Here is a 15,446-nt window from a genome sequence, read left to right on the forward strand (position 1 = left end):
TCATAATCTCTTTCCAAATACCAAACTCTTATTTTATCTTTATAAGCATCAATCTTTGTATAAGTTACTTTTCTTGAATACCTCGGTTCCTCCTCCTGCTTAATCAATTTCTTAACTGTATTTCTGGCTATTCCCAGTTCCCTGGCTATTTGTTTTATCGGGACCCCCTTATTATGCATGTTCTTTACTGTATACCAATCTCTCAAATCCTTCACCTTCACTTTATGCCTCCCTTGTATGATGTGTTTTGTTACCATACAAGGTTATAATTTTAAAGTGAGGGGGTCAATTTTCGTTGTAAAAAGGGGGTCAATTTTCATTGTAAATCAACAACTATTCCAGTGAAGGTGATGATGAATGGTATTTACTCCACATTCTAAGGCTGCATCTTGTTCATTTTCATGGTTAAATATATGGAATAGCATGGACTTTTCTGCAAATAGTATCTTTTGGCTTTTTCTTCTTCTTAGGGTAGTGACTAAGCCTCTTTCAGGGGCAAATATGAATACTAGTAAGAAGGAAACTCCTGTGATAAGTGCCATGGAACCAGCTATGGATACATCCAGTAAGGAAGCAAATTGATAACCTATAACTGCATTTATAGCACCTATAAATGCGCTTAGCATAATCATCTTCTTTAAATCATCGGTGATAAGGTAGGCTGTGACAGGAGGTCCTATCATAAAGGCTATGACTAGTATGGAACCTACGGATTCAAAGGCACCTACCGCTGTAACGGAAACTATAGTCATTAGAGCATAATGCACTAATACAGGGGAAAAACCTAGTACTGCAGCTAAGGCTGGGTCGAAGGTTACTATTTTAAGTTCTTTAAAGAACAATACTACAAATAAGATATTTATAATTAGTATAGCTCCCATGGAGTATATGGCCTTTGCTCCAATGTCTAATCCAAATACTTTTAATCTATTAAAGGGGGCAAAAGCTAGTTCTCCTAATAGCACTGAGTCTGTATCTAGATGCACTGAACCAGCATATCTTGAGATTATTATTATAGCTATACTAAATAGGAAAGGGAATACTATACCTATAGCTGAATCTTCTGAAACAAGCTTTGTAGAGTTTAGTACTTCTGTTAAAAATACTGTAATAACACCTACCACAGCCGCTCCTACTATGAGAAGAGGAGAGGATAAGTCATTCACCATGAAGAAGGCAGCTACAATGCCTAGTAATATGGTATGGGTTATAGCATCTGACATCATAGACATCTTTCTTAAAACTAGAAAAACTCCAGGAAGGGAACATGCTACAGCAACAATAATTGCAATAAGTTGAATTTCTAAATCTGGATTCATTATTTTACCTCCTTTACAAAATGATTTTCCATGTAATCCATACCTTTTTTAGTGATGCACCATTGATTTTTTTCTACTTCAGAAACAAGCCCTCTTTCATTGAGATTCTTTAGTTTCTTGGTAAGCTCTTTCACACCACCGCTTTTTAAAGCCATGGAAGGATCTATTACAGCTATATCATGGCTATGAAAATAATCATCATGATTCATGGATAAAGTATATAAATTAGATAAAATCATATCTTCATTAATAGCTTTGTGATTCTTTTTATCTCTAAAGTATTTCCATAGCAGACCTCTGTTAGGAGCAAAAGTCAGGCTGATAAATACTATAATACTTACTACTATAACTATCATAGGGCCTGTAGGAAGCTTATCTACCACTGAACTTATAAAGGTTCCTATAATGCCTGATAGGGCTGCGAAGATGGCTGAAAGAATAACCATTACTGAAAATTTATCCGTCCATTGTCTAGCAGCTGCTGCAGGAGCTATAAGCATGGCGCTCATTAATATAACACCTACAGTTTGTAATCCTACAATTATGGCAGCCACAATCATAAAGGAAAGTAAAATATTTATCTTTTTTACTGAAAATCCAAGACTTTCTGCAAAATCTGCATCGAAAGAAGTTAATTTAAATTCTTTCCAAAATACTATGACTAAACTTATTAGAAGTACTGCCATAATAGCCATTATTTTTACATCTCTTTCTAAGAGAGTAGAGGCTTGACCAAATATAAACTTGTCTAATCCAGCTTGATTTGCATTAGGTATCTTTTGAATATAAGTTAGAAGTACTAGACCTCCACCAAAAAATACGGATAATATTAAAGCAAGTGAACTATCAAATTTAATTCTAGAATTCCTTACTATGGATAGTATTATAAAATTTGCTATAACCCCAGCTATTAAGGCGCCTAATAACAAAACCTCAGTTTTTTTTGTATTGGTAAATAAGAATGCTAAAGCTATACCTGGAAGTGCGGCATGAGAAACTGCATCCCCTAGCAAACTCTGCTTTCTAATCACAGCAAAACTACCTAAAACTCTACTTATTATTCCTAAAAGCGCTGAACCTAAGGATACAATCTGTAAAGTATGATCTGTAAGAATAAGTTTTAATGTATCCACTTCCATCACCTACCTTTTTAATATTTGTCCTTTATTTCTATAGGCCTTATCTAAATTCTCTTCAGTGAAAACTTCTGACACAGGTCCGCTGGCTATAACTTGTGTATTTAACAAGGTCACCCAATCAAAATATTCTGGTACTGTTTGTAAGTCATGATGCACCACTATTACAGTTTTACCTTGTTGTCTAAGTTCCTTTAAAAGAGATATAATAGCTTTTTCAGTTTTAGCATCTACGCCTTGAAAGGGTTCGTCCATAAAATAGATATCTGAGTCTTGAACCAATGCTCTTGCCAAAAATACTCTTTGCTGCTGACCACCAGATAATTGACTTATTTGCCTATGAGCAAAATCTTTCATACCCACCTTTTGTAAGGCTTCCATGGCTTTTTCCTTATCTTTTGCTGTAGGGCGTTTTATCCAGCCTAATATCCCGTAACGCCCCATAAGCACTACGTCTAAAACATCTGTAGGGAAATCCCAATCAACGCTACCGCTTTGAGGTACATAAGCTATATTTTTTCTTTGAGCTTCATAGCTTTCCCCATTAAACAAAACTTTTCCTGAAATAGGTTTTATTAAATTTAACATTGCTTTTATTAGTGTGGATTTCCCAGCTCCATTAGGTCCAACTATTGCCATTAAAACAGATTTAGGTATATTCAAATCCACGTCCCAGAGCACTGGTTTTACTTGATAAGCTACTGTCATATCTTCTACTTGTATTACATAATCTTTATTATTTTCCATTATATTTACCTCCCAAATTTATAATAAAATGTCCGTAAATGCTTATATTTAATTCATTTATAAATACTTAAGAAACTCATTATTTATACAGTTAATTTGCAGAATAGAAATGAAATTCATTATCAATATCAAATTCTCTCATAAAATATTATTTTAAAGCATCTACAATGGTATCGATATTTGCTTTAAAAGTTCCTATATAGGTTTCATCAGGTGAACCTGCATCTCCTAAGGAGTCTGAATATAACTCACCACCTATTTTTACTTCAAATCCTTGAGCTTTTACTGCTTCTTGTAATGCTTCAATATTCTTTTTTGGTACAGAAGATTCTACAAACACCGCTTTTATCTCATGTTTAACTATAAAGTTTGCCAAGTTTCTAAGGTCTGAAGTTCCAGCTTCAGAAGCGGTACTTATGCCTTGAAGCCCTTTAACTTGAAAGCCATAAGCATTACCAAAATAATTAAAAGCATCATGGGCAGTTATTAAAATACGTTTTTCAGCAGGAATTTCTGAAGCTCTATCTTTTATATATTTATCTAATTTATCTAGTTCAATTAAATATGCCTTTAAGTTTTCATCAAATTTATTAGCATGTTCACTGTCTAAAGTTTTTAATCCTTTAGTAAGCTCCACTGCAGCTTGCTTCCATATATTAACGTCAAACCAAATGTGAGGGTCGTGAGCGTTAGAATTATCTTGAGATACCAATAGTTTATCTTTATCTACACCGTTAGAAACATTTACTACAAGTTTGTCAATACCTGTGAGGTTTTCAAATATTTCTCCCATTTTTCCTTCTAAGTGCACACCGTTGTAAACTACCATATCTGCTTTTTGCATTAGCTTTACATCACCTGCGCTGGCTTTATAAAGGTGAGGGTCTATGCCAGGACCCATAAGTCCTTTAACTTCTACATAATCTTCACCTAAGGTCTTTGCCATATCAGCTAACATAGTAGTAGTTGCAACAACCCTATGCTTACCATCAGCTGTGGTATTTTTTTTGGATGTGTTACAACCTGTAATGCTTAGTGTTAATATGCATAAAATCAATATGGGTATAATAAATTTCTTCATTTTAATGTCTCCTTTACTCTACGAATATGTAATTTGTCGCTTCCTTGGCTATAAATATTTCTTTGCCTTTCTTATTTAATGTGATGGGTCCGTTGTAAGGAGCATGCTTTATTACCTTAATATGATCCCCTAGGGACAAGTCTAAATCTATGAGATACTTTAATAATGTTTTTTTGTCTATTACCCTGCGAATTGTTACTTCGTCTCCTTCTAATATTGAACTTAAAGATTTATATGAATCTTTTTCTATGAGCATTTCATCTCTTGGAATGATATTTCCATGAGGACAGGCTTTTGGGTAATTTAAAAATTCATTTAATCGTTGTTCTAACTTTGGGCTGGTAACATGCTCAAGATTTTCAGCTTCTTCATGAACTATATCCCAGCTATAACCTAAGTGCTCTACTAAAAAAACTTCCCAAAGGCGATGCTTTCTTACAACCTTAGATGCTTCTTTAATGCCTAATTCCGTGAGAATGATACCTTTATAAGGGGTATATTCTATATATCCTTGATCTAAGAGTTTTTTTATCATTTCACTGACGGAAGGAGCAGAAACCTCCAAAGCCAAGGCTATATCTTTATTATTAACAGGCAGGGAATTCCCGCCTAACTCATAAATTACTTTTAAATAGTCTTCTTTATTTTTGGTAATAATATTTTTTGCCATAAAAGCCTCCCAATAATAAAAAATTTAGGTTTACCTAACTTAAGTATATAGTATCACCTAATTATATAATTTAAAAGATATTAAATGATAATAATTATTAATAATATGTAAATAAATATAGAAAAAATATTGAATATGTAATTTTGAACTGCATGGAACTATCATTAAGTATAGAATTTTAATATCAATTGATAATACCTATCTATTGAATAAGTATTGAAAACGTGGGATTTGTTCAGTATAATAAATTTATTATTTATTATCATTTGATAACAAAATGATAAAAGATGAATATACTAGTATAAGATCTTGTGTTTAGTATCAGAAGAATCTAATTAATAGAGAGAGGTATTATAATCATGGCTGAGAAATATAAAGGTTTGACATTAGAAGAAGTGACAAAGCTCCAGAAACAATATGGTTATAACGAATTTGTTAAGACAGAAAAACCTAGTGCTATAAAAAAATTCTTAGGGGTTTTTAAAGAACCCATGTTTATCTTACTTTTTGGAACGGCTTTGCTGTACTTTTTACTAGGAGAGATAAATGAAGCATGTATAATGATGTTTTTTGTGATTTTTGTAGCTTCTATTACCTTTATTCAGGAATGGAGGACGGAAAAGACGCTCCATGCTTTAAAGGAACTTACATCTCAGGAAGTTAAGGTGCTTAGGGATGGGAAAGAAATGAAGATAAAGAGCTCTGAACTTGTGCCAGGAGATATAGTTTATCTATCTGAAGGGGAAAGGATACCTGCAGATTGTGAGGTATTAAAGGTATCTAATTTTTCTGTAGATGAATCTGTATTAACGGGAGAGGCAGAACCGGTATTTAAGGTGACAAAAGGTTCTTTAGATAATAAAGAAAGTGCTGACGAAAACAAGGATTATTGGAAAAGTGATATGGTGTATGCTGGCACTCTTTCTATTTTTGGAAAGAGTGTCGTTAGAGTAGTTTTTACAGGTTTTAATACTGAGTATGGTAAAATAGGCAAGGCTATTAGAGAAACTAAGGATGAGCTTACCCCTCTTCAGAAAAAAGTTCAGTTCTTGGTAAAAAATCTTGCTTTGGTAGGACTAGTATTATGTATATTGGTTATTGGTTTAACTTATTTATATAATCACAATATCGTTGAGAGTATTTTATCTGGTTTAACTTTAGCCATGGGTATTATACCTGAAGAGTTTCCTGTGGTATTAACGGTATTCTTGTCTTTAGGAGCTTTTAGGCTAGCAAAGAAGAATACCATTATGCGCAAGGTATCCGCTGTAGAGACTTTAGGGTCCACCACTATACTTGCAGTAGATAAAACAGGAACCATTACAAAAAATGAAATGACGGTTAAAAGTGTCTTTTATAATAATTTTTATATCCCAGAGAAATTTAATGATGAATATATATCAAATCTAATGGTGCTATCTTGTGAAAAAGATCCTTATGATCCTATGGAAAAGGCCATACTGCAGCTTGCTTCCAAAAATATTAATAAGAACTCTAAAGAATTAAACATGGAAATAGCACATAAAATAGCCTTTGACTCAAAAACAAAAAGAATGGCTAATATTTTTAAGGCTGAGGAAATGTATTATGTAGCAGCTAAGGGTTCTCCAGAGACTATTTTACCACTATGTAATTTAAAGGATAACGAGAAAAATACCATATTAAAAGCCATAGACGATATGGCTTCAAGAGGACTAAGGGTTATTGCTTTGGCAGATTTAAACACCAGTAAGGTTCAAGAGGATATGGATGAGTATAATCTTAATTTCCGTGGACTTATTGGCTTACAAGATCCTCCTAAAGAAGGGGTAAAGGAAGCCATTGAGCTTTGTAAAAATGCTGGTATAAGAGTTATTATGATAACAGGTGATTATAACAAAACAGCTATGGCCATAGGCAATGAAATAGGATTAAAATTTAAAAGCTGTGCTATAACTGGAGAGGAAATAGATAATATGTCAGAAGAAGAATTGTGTGAGGCAGTAAAACATTGTGATATATTTTCTAGGGTTATACCAGAGCATAAAATGAGAATAGTAAAGGCGCTGAAAGCTAATGGGGAAATAGTGGCTATGACAGGAGATGGAGTAAACGACGCTCCAGCCTTAAAGAATGCCGACATTGGTATAGCTATGGGCAAAAGGGGAACGGATGTGGCAAAGGAAGCTGCTCACATGATACTAATGGATGATAATTTTACTACTATAGTAAATTCTGTTAGAGATGGGAGAAGAATATTTGATAATATAAGAAAAGCTATGGTATACATAATGGTAATTCACATTCCCATTATGACTTTAGCTTTATTTTCACCAGTGTTTAATCTTCCTCAAATATTATTACCAGTACACATAGTTTTATTAGAACTTATTATAGACCCCACTTGTTCTATTGTTTTTGAAGGAGAGGAAGCAGAACCTTATATAATGGAAGAACCTCCTAGAAACCCTAAAGAACCTTTGTTAACTAAAAGTATGACTATTAAAGTTATATTACAAGGTATAGCCATGTTTTTAGCTACTTTTCTTCCCTTTCATTTTATGGTAGATAACGGTGTTGCTGTAGAGGTTGCTAGAAGTTTTGCATTAGTGACTTTGGTAACCTCTAATGTAATTTTGGTTTTAGTGAACAGATCCAACACTCAATATCTTTATAGTATATTTAAAGAAAAACAAAATAAGGCAAGACTTTTTATTAATAGCCTTGCCATGATAATGGTATTTGCCATTACTTATGTTCCCTTTATGCAACCTATATTTAAGACAAGTAATTTATCTTTATCTATGTTAGCATACTCAATAATATTAGGGATTTTGTCTTCAGTGTGGTGGGAGTTAGTTAAAGTATATAAAAGAAAATTTGGAAAAGAGGAAAGTCTAGAACCTATTTCTTAACTAATATAATTAATTTTATTTAATACTGCATAGAGCATACTTAGTGGCTAAACTAAGTATGCTCTACGTTTATGCATCTTCTATTTTTTTACCATGCCTTAATTTTTTTCTAATTTCTTATCTATAATATCCTCTACTAAAGTTCTAATCACTGCTACAAAAGGCACTCCTAGCAGCATTCCCATGACTCCAAATAGTCCACCACCTACAACTACGGCAAAAATAATCCATAAAGGGCTTAAACCAACTTGATCCCCTAAAATCTTAGGACCTAGGTACCAGCCATCAAACTGCTGTAGTATAAATATTACAATAACCACCCAGAAAGCTTTTACAGGGCTAACAAAAATTACTATAATACCTCCAAATATCATGCCTATGAAAGGGCCGAAATAGGGGATCATGTTGGTTATACCCACAATTATGCTAATTAAAACGGCAAAGGGTGAGTTTATTAAGGTTAGAAGTACTAGACACAGCACTCCAATAATGGCAGAATCTATACATTTACCTATTATGTACTTAGAAAAGATAAGGTCAACTTCTGAACCGAATTGTATAAATTGCTCACCTTTTTCCCTTCCTAACATTGCATAAATACCTCTTTTTAATGAAGTTATTATCTTTTCTTTATCCAAAAGCATATAGCTAGAGATAAGCAAACCTATAATAAATTTGAAAAATCCAGATGTGAAGTTAATAACAGTGGTTATAGCCACATTTAGTCCGCTTTCTAATCTATTTCCAAATTTCTGAACAAACTCAGTAAGATTGGTTCTTAAATAATTTGAAACTTCTTGATTTTCAATAAAGCTTAGTTTTTCAGAATTATCATTTAAAAACTTTTCTGTTACACTTACGTATTTAGGTATGTCCACCACTATTTGCTTCACGTTATCAAAAAGCTTTGGAGTTACTATGCCTATAGTAAAGGATAAAACCCCTATTAAAATTAAGTAAACTATCACTAAGCTCAATCTTCTATTAATTTTAAATCTTCTTTCAAAGTATTTCACTTGAGGATTTAAAAAATAAGCTATGCCAAAGGCCCATAAGAATGGGGATATGAGGGAGATGAAAATTTTAAGAGATTTTGTAACTCCGTCAATATTATCTATGAGTTTATAAGCTAAAATAGATATTATTATAATGGGTAGAACCCTTAAATAAGGAATTTTTTTATTTTCTTTCATGAAACTTCTCCTTAAAAGTAAAATTACTTAATTTTTAGATGTTATAAATATTTAGCATCTAATACATGTATTATATCAGATACAGTAGGGGGATAAAATATTATTGTTCTTAAAGGAAATTAAATTTTACTGTCGAATATGAAAATATTATAGGAGGTAATAGAATGAAAAATTTAGAGAGTAACTTTACTAGCATTTATAAAGTAAAAAATTTCCATATATACAGTATAATGGTTATTATTTTGTTTGTACCTATTTTTATACTTGTAGGAGAAAAGAATATTCTTTTGTTTCATTTTATTATGGAGTTTTTTGTTATTCTCATGTGCTGTAGTATAACTATGATGGTAATAAATACTAAAGATATTTCAAAGAATAGTTCGTTTAACTTTTTAGGAATATGCTTCGGTATTATATGTGTTTTTGAGTTATCTCATGTTATATTTTACGAAGGTATGAATATAATTCCCTATGATACCTCTGATATTTCTTATTTATTTTCTGTGTTTGAAAGTTATATTAGAAGCTTTGCAATTATGGTATTTTTAATGAGCTATTATAGAAAATTAGAAGTAAAATCTGTTATTTACATATTTTTATTGATACCGTTAATAATGTTAACTACAATTTTTTTAGGAGTTCTTCCAACAAGCTACATAAAAGGTTATGGATTTACACAGTTTAAAAGTTTTAATGAAATTATTATTATAGCTATTTTAGCTATAAACATACTTATTCTTCATTTAAAAGCCTATGAAATCAACAGAGATACTAGATGGTATATAGGTTTAGCAACTTTGTTTGCCATCTTTTCTAAAGTATTTCAGGCGTTTTATATTAATAAGTATGGTATTTCACCTATTTTAACTTATATATTTAAGTTTATTTCAGTATTTTTAGTATATAGGATAGTGGTAAAAAACACTCTTCAGAAACCCTTAGCCCTATTAAATACCATACTTTTGCAAAAAAATGAAGAGTTAGAGGATACTATAGAAAAATTAAACTTACAAAATGAAGCATTGAAAAAAATGCAAGAGGAATTGACTATTAAAGAACGTACTTATACTAATCTTATAGAAAATTTACCTTTAGCAGTAATACTTAGGAATGACACTACTATTTTATTTGCTAATAATAATGCAGTAACCCTGTTTAGAGCAAAGAATAAAGAGGATATGATAGGTAGAGATATATATGATATAGTTCATCCAGATTATGCACATATAGTAAAGAGGGAAGTGGAAGAGTCTAAAAAAGGGCATTTACTTATAGACTCTGAGGAAAAAGTTATTGGGCTTGATGGAAAAAGCATAGATGTAGAGATTAGTGCACTTCCAATATATGATAATAATGAAGGCATTTTCATGGTAGTTTTTAGGGATATTACAGTGAAAAAGTTATCAGAAGCTATGAGGAGGGAACTAAAGGAAGCAAAAGAAAATGAAAGACTTCGTACAGAATTTTTTGCTAATCTATCCCATGAGTTTAGAACTCCTATCAATGTTATTTATAGTTCTTGTCAACTCATGGATATGTATATAAATAAAGGATCCATTGAAAATATAGATAAATATAATAAGATAATTAAACAAAATTGTTATAGAATACTGAGGCTTACCAATAATCTTATAGATACCACACTTATAAATGAAGGCTTTTATAAGGTGAATTGGTATAGGGGAAATATTGTAAGTGTAGTGGAGGACATAGTTATTTCTGTTTCTTCCTATATTGAAGATCATGGTATAGAAATTATTTTTGATACAGAAGTTGAAGAAAAGCAAATGATATTTGATCCTGAAATAATAGAAAGAATAATTCTTAACCTGCTTTCTAATGCTATCAAGTACAAAAATAAAGAAAAAGGAATTATAGAAGTAACCATAAAAGATAAAGAAAGCTTTGTAGAAATATACATCAAAGATAATGGTAAGGGAATACCATTAGAAAAGCAAAAATCAGTATTTGAGAGATTTACTAGGGTAGACAGCTCTCTTAATAGATTAGAGGAAGGTTCAGGATTAGGATTATACATAGTAAAGTCTTTGGTAAAACTTCATAAAGGAAATATTTTATTAAATAGTAATGAGAATGAAGGCGCAGAATTTATTATAAATCTTCCAGTGATAGATGCTAAAGAGGAAATTGGCAGTGATAAGGTTATAGATGCTAGAAGTATAGATGAAAAAATTAAAATTGAGTTTTCTGATATATATGAATAAGTGATAGGTGCCAGACACGTGACAAGTGACAAATAGTACTCATTAAAAAACCCCCAGAAGGGGATTTTTTAATTAATGAAAGAAAATCTAAAGGTTTAGTCTTTCTCATATTCTTCTATTTGATTTAAGCATAATTTAGAGAAATCTTCATTCTTATAATTTTTATACCATTCCACTGTTTTTTCTATGGCTATATCTATGCCCCACTTAGGATTCCAATGTAGTTCATATTTAGCTTTGCTAATGTCTAGACTTAACATATTTGCTTCATGATGAGATTTTGTATAGTTCTTTGAATATTCATAGCTTCCACTGCCATAATAGTTAATGACTTTTTTTACTACATCCTCTACAGTGGTTATACTTTCACTATATGGTCCAAAATTCCATGCACCAGAGTATTTTTCATGACCACTCAGTAGTTCCCCCCCTAATTTAATATATCCGCTAAGGGGTTCAAGCACATGTTGCCAAGGCCTTATGGAAAGTGGATTTCGTATTTCTATGGGCCTATTTTCTTGTAGAGCTTTTATAGAATCGGGTATTATTCTATCTTTAGACCAATCTCCGCCTCCTATAACATTTCCAGCTCTTACTGTGGCTATTAACTTCTTGTGGGATTTATAATCCTTAAGGTTTAAAAAAGAATTTCTATAAGAGTCTACAAGAAGTTCTGTACAAGCTTTGCTGCAGCTATAGGGATCGTAACCTCCCAAGGTGTCACTTTCTCTATATCCCCACACCCATTCATGATTTTTATAACATTTATCGCTGGTTACTATTATGGCAGCCTTGGTATTTATACATTTTTTAATAGCTTCTAGTACATTTAAGGTTCCTATAACATTTACTTCATAAGTGTATTTAGGGTTTTCAAAGGAATATTTAACAAGAGGTTGAGCTGCCATATGAAAGACCATGTCTGGAGAATAATTTTGAAATACTTTAGATAAGCTGTTGCTATCTCTAATGTCTCCTCTAATATCTATAATTTTTTCCTTTGGCACAGAGATATTAAAATTGTCATAATCATTTACAGGATCAAGTGAGTATCCTATTACCTCAGCTCCCAGCTTAATTAACCAAAGTGTAAGCCAAGAACCTTTAAAACCTGTATGACCTGTTATTAAAATTCTTTTATTCTTATATATATCTTTATAGTTACTAATCATTTTTGCACCTTCAATTATTATTATCACTATAATTAGTTAGTATATTTTTATATTATTCAGTTATATTTCTAAATATATATTCATGACTTTCATTAGCATAATCAGCATTGTGATTTAATTAATTTCTTTAGTATAATAAGAAAGATTTTTTTCGTACCAACTTATGGTCTTAGATAAACCTTCTTCTAAGCTTATTTTAGGTGACCATCCTAAAAAAGACTTTATTTTTGAAATATCTGGACAAGGATTCCACATTTCATTTCTCCTGTAGACAAGAGCCCCGTATTGAGGTTTTAATGAGGAATTTGTAAGCTTATAAATCATATCAACATAATATTTTAGAGGTTTAGAAGCTCCAGTGCCTACGTTTAGTATTTCATTTTTTAAATTGAAATTTTCTGCACTCATTATCATGGCATCTATTATATTTTCCACATAACAGTAGTCTCTATATTGCTGGCAGGGGGTAAGACGTACATCCTGGCCCTTTAATATGGAAAGTATAATATAAGAGAAAAACTTATGAGGTTCTTCTCCTTCACCAAATATTCCAAAGGGGCGTAAAGTGACAATATCCATATGATTTTCAGCAGCTAGCTGATGAGATAAAATGGTGGAGCAAGCTTTTGTGCTGCCGTAAATGCTTGAAGGCTTTACACAAAGGTCTTCCTTCATCTTTATCTGCATATCACCATATTCGGCACAGCTCCCCATGTTTATAATCTTTTTACAGTCCACATATTTTAAAGAGTTAAAAATATTTAAAGTCCCCATTATATTAATGTTTCCCGCCTTAATATAATCTTTTTGTGCGGAATCTACTCCATAGGCTGCAAGATGAAATATATAATCTGGGGCTATGGTTTTTATACATCTATCTACATCCAAAGGATTGGTGATGTCTCCATTAAAAAAACTAATTTTATCAGTATGGTCTTTTATCCTCCAGATATCAGTACCGGGTCTTTTAAAAACGAATACCCTAGCATTTAAAGATAAAAGCCTTTTTACTAAATGAGATCCTATAAAGCCACAGCCCCCGGTAATTAAAATTTTTTTGTTTTTAAGAGAATTTTTTTCGGTATATTTCATACAGTTCCTCCTGCTTCTGTATAGACAAATACTGCTTTACTCAGAAAATCTATAGTGATTAGCAGCTCTGCTTTTGTCGTATTCAGGAATTATTAAAGCACCTGGATCTATAGATTTTGAAGATAGTTCCTTCATTGCATCTTTTAGTGCTTTAATATAGGGTTTATAAATAAAGTCCACCATTTTACCATCTACAAACCAGTTTGACCATCTCCAAAGGTCGAATTCATTTTCATTAAATATGGTTAAGCAGCAAAAGTGATAAGCTATTAACTCAAAATCTTTAATATAAACCTTACTTAAGTCCAGATTAATATTATTTTTTGCATTCCACACCGCTGCATCAATACCTAGATGGGTATTGATCTTTATGCCTTTAAAAAGTTCTGGTAATTTATCCAAATACTTTTGATCTCCCCATCTATCTTGTAAACCTTGTTCAGAAGAGCACCATTCTAAGCATCTTTCTCTCCACCAGCTTAAACACTGTAAAGCATTTGAGTCATTTTTAAAGCCAATTAATCCTGCTTGATATTTACCAAACTGCTCTTCCACCCATTCTTTGTCATATTGTGGGCATAGAAGTACAGAATGGTCTTTAAATTCATTAAAAATGGGACTACATTCTGAGAAGAAGAATAAATCTCCATCTAAAAATATTATAGAAGGAATGTCTCCATAAGTTTTTAATAAATACAGTATCCAGGAAGACTTTATAGTCCAGCAGTACTCGCTAGGACTTCGCTGTCCCTTTACGGATAATAGTTGGGCATCTTCTACATTGCTTACTGGAATTAAGGTTACATTATTTAAATTCATGTTTTTTAATACATTCATTGAATAGTCATCCATACAGCAAATCCAGAGATGAAAATCTTTTTCATATTTTTTTATGGAGTTATACATAGCAAGTACTTTTATTAAATAATCTTTTCCCATGAGAGTACAGAAGTTATATTTCTTCATGGTTGGGATGGTGTTGAGTTTATAATAGTTTTTTATATATTGATTGGAAGTAGGTTTTATTGATTTTTCGTAAAAACTACTGTCAAAGGAGGCTACAAGCCTACTTGAATCTTGAAGTTTCTTCAGATAGGGAATATAAATCATGTTAATAAGCTTTTTGGGTAGGTTTATAAATACACAAAGATCAAACTCAGAGTCATTATACATAGATAATCCATTATAATGGTAAAAAACTATAGGATTATCATTTATATAAATTTTAGAATTCTTCTCCTCTAAAAAACAGGCATGAGCATACCAAGCTGTAGTGTTGATACCTAAATTTTTTGATATTTTTACTCCTTTAAAGCGCTGTAACCAGTCTTCGGTATACTTTTGATCACCATATAGCTGATTTTCTACCTTGTTGTAACACCAATTGATACATTTTTCTCTAAGCCAATATAAAGCCTCTATTCCGTTGTCATCCCTTTTAAAGGCCATAAAGCCTCCGTTGTATTGACCATATTGAATGTACCAGGGCTCATTATCTTGAATGTAAAACCTTTCCCTGGTAAGCATTATAGAAGCGTCTTGGAACTCTTCAAAGATAGGTTCAACACTAGAAAAAAACTCTATATCAGCATCTATATAAATCATGTGTTGTAAGGTGGGATATTTATCAAATAAATATAATATTATAGAAGACTTTATGGTCCAAGCATATTCTTTTTCATTTCTTGTCTTTTTAGCGGAAGACAATGCTTTATCGAAAGATTCTATATCTTTCAGACTTGTTATCACCACATTGTCTAATTTCATGGCTTCTAATATGCTTTTAACATTATCTTGCATACAAATCATATATAAAGCGAAGTTATCATCATGTTCTTTTAGGGAGTGATATAATATCAAACCCTTATAAAGTGAATCATTGCTTAAAATTGTACAGTAATTGTGCAGCATGTTTAC

Annotated in this window: 11 protein-coding genes and 1 pseudogene; 2 read left to right on the forward strand and 10 right to left on the reverse strand. The window is 31.8% G+C overall.

The window, feature by feature from the left end; translation table 11 throughout:
- From BUA82_RS19965 to BUA82_RS19990, 6 genes and pseudogenes are all read right to left on the reverse strand, one after another.
- The coding region (locus BUA82_RS19965; protein ID WP_242948903.1) for a helix-turn-helix domain-containing protein at positions 1–221 on the reverse strand (221 nt) is incomplete at its 3' end.
- Positions 222–326: 105 nt separating this feature from the next.
- Entirely contained in the window at positions 327–1,319 is a 993-nt protein-coding gene (locus BUA82_RS19970; RefSeq protein WP_073012860.1) for a metal ABC transporter permease, read from the reverse strand.
- 260 nt (positions 1,320–1,579) lie between these two features.
- Positions 1,580–2,452: pseudogene (locus tag BUA82_RS19975) on the reverse strand (metal ABC transporter permease); the annotation flags it as partial.
- Between the two features lie 9 nt (positions 2,453–2,461).
- On the reverse strand, positions 2,462–3,202 hold the full coding sequence (locus BUA82_RS19980; RefSeq protein ID WP_073012863.1) for a metal ABC transporter ATP-binding protein: 741 nt from the start codon (positions 3,200–3,202) through the stop codon (positions 2,462–2,464).
- Between the two features lie 148 nt (positions 3,203–3,350).
- Positions 3,351–4,283, reverse strand: coding sequence for a metal ABC transporter solute-binding protein, Zn/Mn family (locus tag BUA82_RS19985; protein WP_073012866.1), 933 nt, complete (start codon positions 4,281–4,283; stop codon positions 3,351–3,353).
- A gap of 13 nt (positions 4,284–4,296) precedes the next feature.
- Positions 4,297–4,953: a metal-dependent transcriptional regulator gene (locus tag BUA82_RS19990; RefSeq protein ID WP_207650324.1), complete on the reverse strand. Its 657-nt coding sequence runs from the start codon at positions 4,951–4,953 to the stop codon at positions 4,297–4,299.
- A gap of 359 nt (positions 4,954–5,312) precedes the next feature.
- Between BUA82_RS19990 and BUA82_RS19995 the strand changes: the two genes are divergently transcribed.
- Complete coding sequence (locus BUA82_RS19995) at positions 5,313–7,847, forward strand: cation-translocating P-type ATPase (RefSeq protein ID WP_073012868.1); 2,535 nt, start codon at positions 5,313–5,315, stop codon at positions 7,845–7,847.
- Between the two features lie 98 nt (positions 7,848–7,945).
- On the opposite strand, the gene BUA82_RS20000 is transcribed toward BUA82_RS19995, so the two are convergent.
- Positions 7,946–9,040 (reverse strand): AI-2E family transporter, encoded by a 1,095-nt coding sequence (locus tag BUA82_RS20000; protein ID WP_073012871.1) that lies wholly within the window; start codon positions 9,038–9,040, stop codon positions 7,946–7,948.
- Positions 9,041–9,204: 164 nt separating this feature from the next.
- Between BUA82_RS20000 and BUA82_RS20005 the strand changes: the two genes are divergently transcribed.
- Positions 9,205–11,265: a sensor histidine kinase gene (locus BUA82_RS20005; protein WP_073012874.1), complete on the forward strand. Its 2,061-nt coding sequence runs from the start codon at positions 9,205–9,207 to the stop codon at positions 11,263–11,265.
- Positions 11,266–11,360: 95 nt separating this feature from the next.
- On the opposite strand, the gene rfbG is transcribed toward BUA82_RS20005, so the two are convergent.
- The 3 genes from rfbG to BUA82_RS20020 all read right to left on the reverse strand — a co-directional run bounded on the left by rfbG (position 11,361) and on the right by BUA82_RS20020 (position 15,440).
- Complete coding sequence (gene rfbG / locus BUA82_RS20010; RefSeq protein ID WP_073012877.1) at positions 11,361–12,437, reverse strand: CDP-glucose 4,6-dehydratase; 1,077 nt, start codon at positions 12,435–12,437, stop codon at positions 11,361–11,363.
- A gap of 114 nt (positions 12,438–12,551) precedes the next feature.
- Entirely contained in the window at positions 12,552–13,529 is a 978-nt protein-coding gene (locus BUA82_RS20015) for an NAD-dependent epimerase/dehydratase family protein (protein ID WP_073012879.1), read from the reverse strand.
- A gap of 36 nt (positions 13,530–13,565) precedes the next feature.
- The gene (locus tag BUA82_RS20020; protein WP_073012882.1) at positions 13,566–15,440 is read right to left on the reverse strand and encodes a glycosyltransferase; all 1,875 of its coding nucleotides are present in this window, start codon (positions 15,438–15,440) and stop codon (positions 13,566–13,568) included.
- Positions 15,441–15,446 lie beyond the last annotated feature (6 nt).

Source organism: Clostridium amylolyticum (assembly GCF_900142075.1).
Classification (GTDB): Bacteria; Bacillota; Clostridia; order Clostridiales; family Clostridiaceae; genus Clostridium_AA; species Clostridium_AA amylolyticum.

What these genes read in the sequence shown, in the direction of transcription:
- BUA82_RS19970 (WP_073012860.1), bottom strand. Translation starts at nt 1,319, where the DNA reads ATGAATCCAGATTTAGAAATTCAACTTATTGCAATTATTGTTGCTGTA.
- BUA82_RS19980 (WP_073012863.1), bottom strand. Translation starts at nt 3,202, where the DNA reads ATGGAAAATAATAAAGATTATGTAATACAAGTAGAAGATATGACAGTA.
- BUA82_RS19985 (WP_073012866.1), bottom strand. Translation starts at nt 4,283, where the DNA reads ATGAAGAAATTTATTATACCCATATTGATTTTATGCATATTAACACTA.
- BUA82_RS19990 (WP_207650324.1), bottom strand. Translation starts at nt 4,953, where the DNA reads ATGGCAAAAAATATTATTACCAAAAATAAAGAAGACTATTTAAAAGTA.
- BUA82_RS19995 (WP_073012868.1), top strand. Translation starts at nt 5,313, where the DNA reads ATGGCTGAGAAATATAAAGGTTTGACATTAGAAGAAGTGACAAAGCTC.
- BUA82_RS20000 (WP_073012871.1), bottom strand. Translation starts at nt 9,040, where the DNA reads ATGAAAGAAAATAAAAAAATTCCTTATTTAAGGGTTCTACCCATTATA.
- BUA82_RS20005 (WP_073012874.1), top strand. Translation starts at nt 9,205, where the DNA reads ATGAAAAATTTAGAGAGTAACTTTACTAGCATTTATAAAGTAAAAAAT.
- rfbG (WP_073012877.1), bottom strand. Translation starts at nt 12,437, where the DNA reads ATGATTAGTAACTATAAAGATATATATAAGAATAAAAGAATTTTAATA.
- BUA82_RS20015 (WP_073012879.1), bottom strand. Translation starts at nt 13,529, where the DNA reads ATGAAATATACCGAAAAAAATTCTCTTAAAAACAAAAAAATTTTAATT.
- BUA82_RS20020 (WP_073012882.1), bottom strand. Translation starts at nt 15,440, where the DNA reads ATGCTGCACAATTACTGTACAATTTTAAGCAATGATTCACTTTATAAG.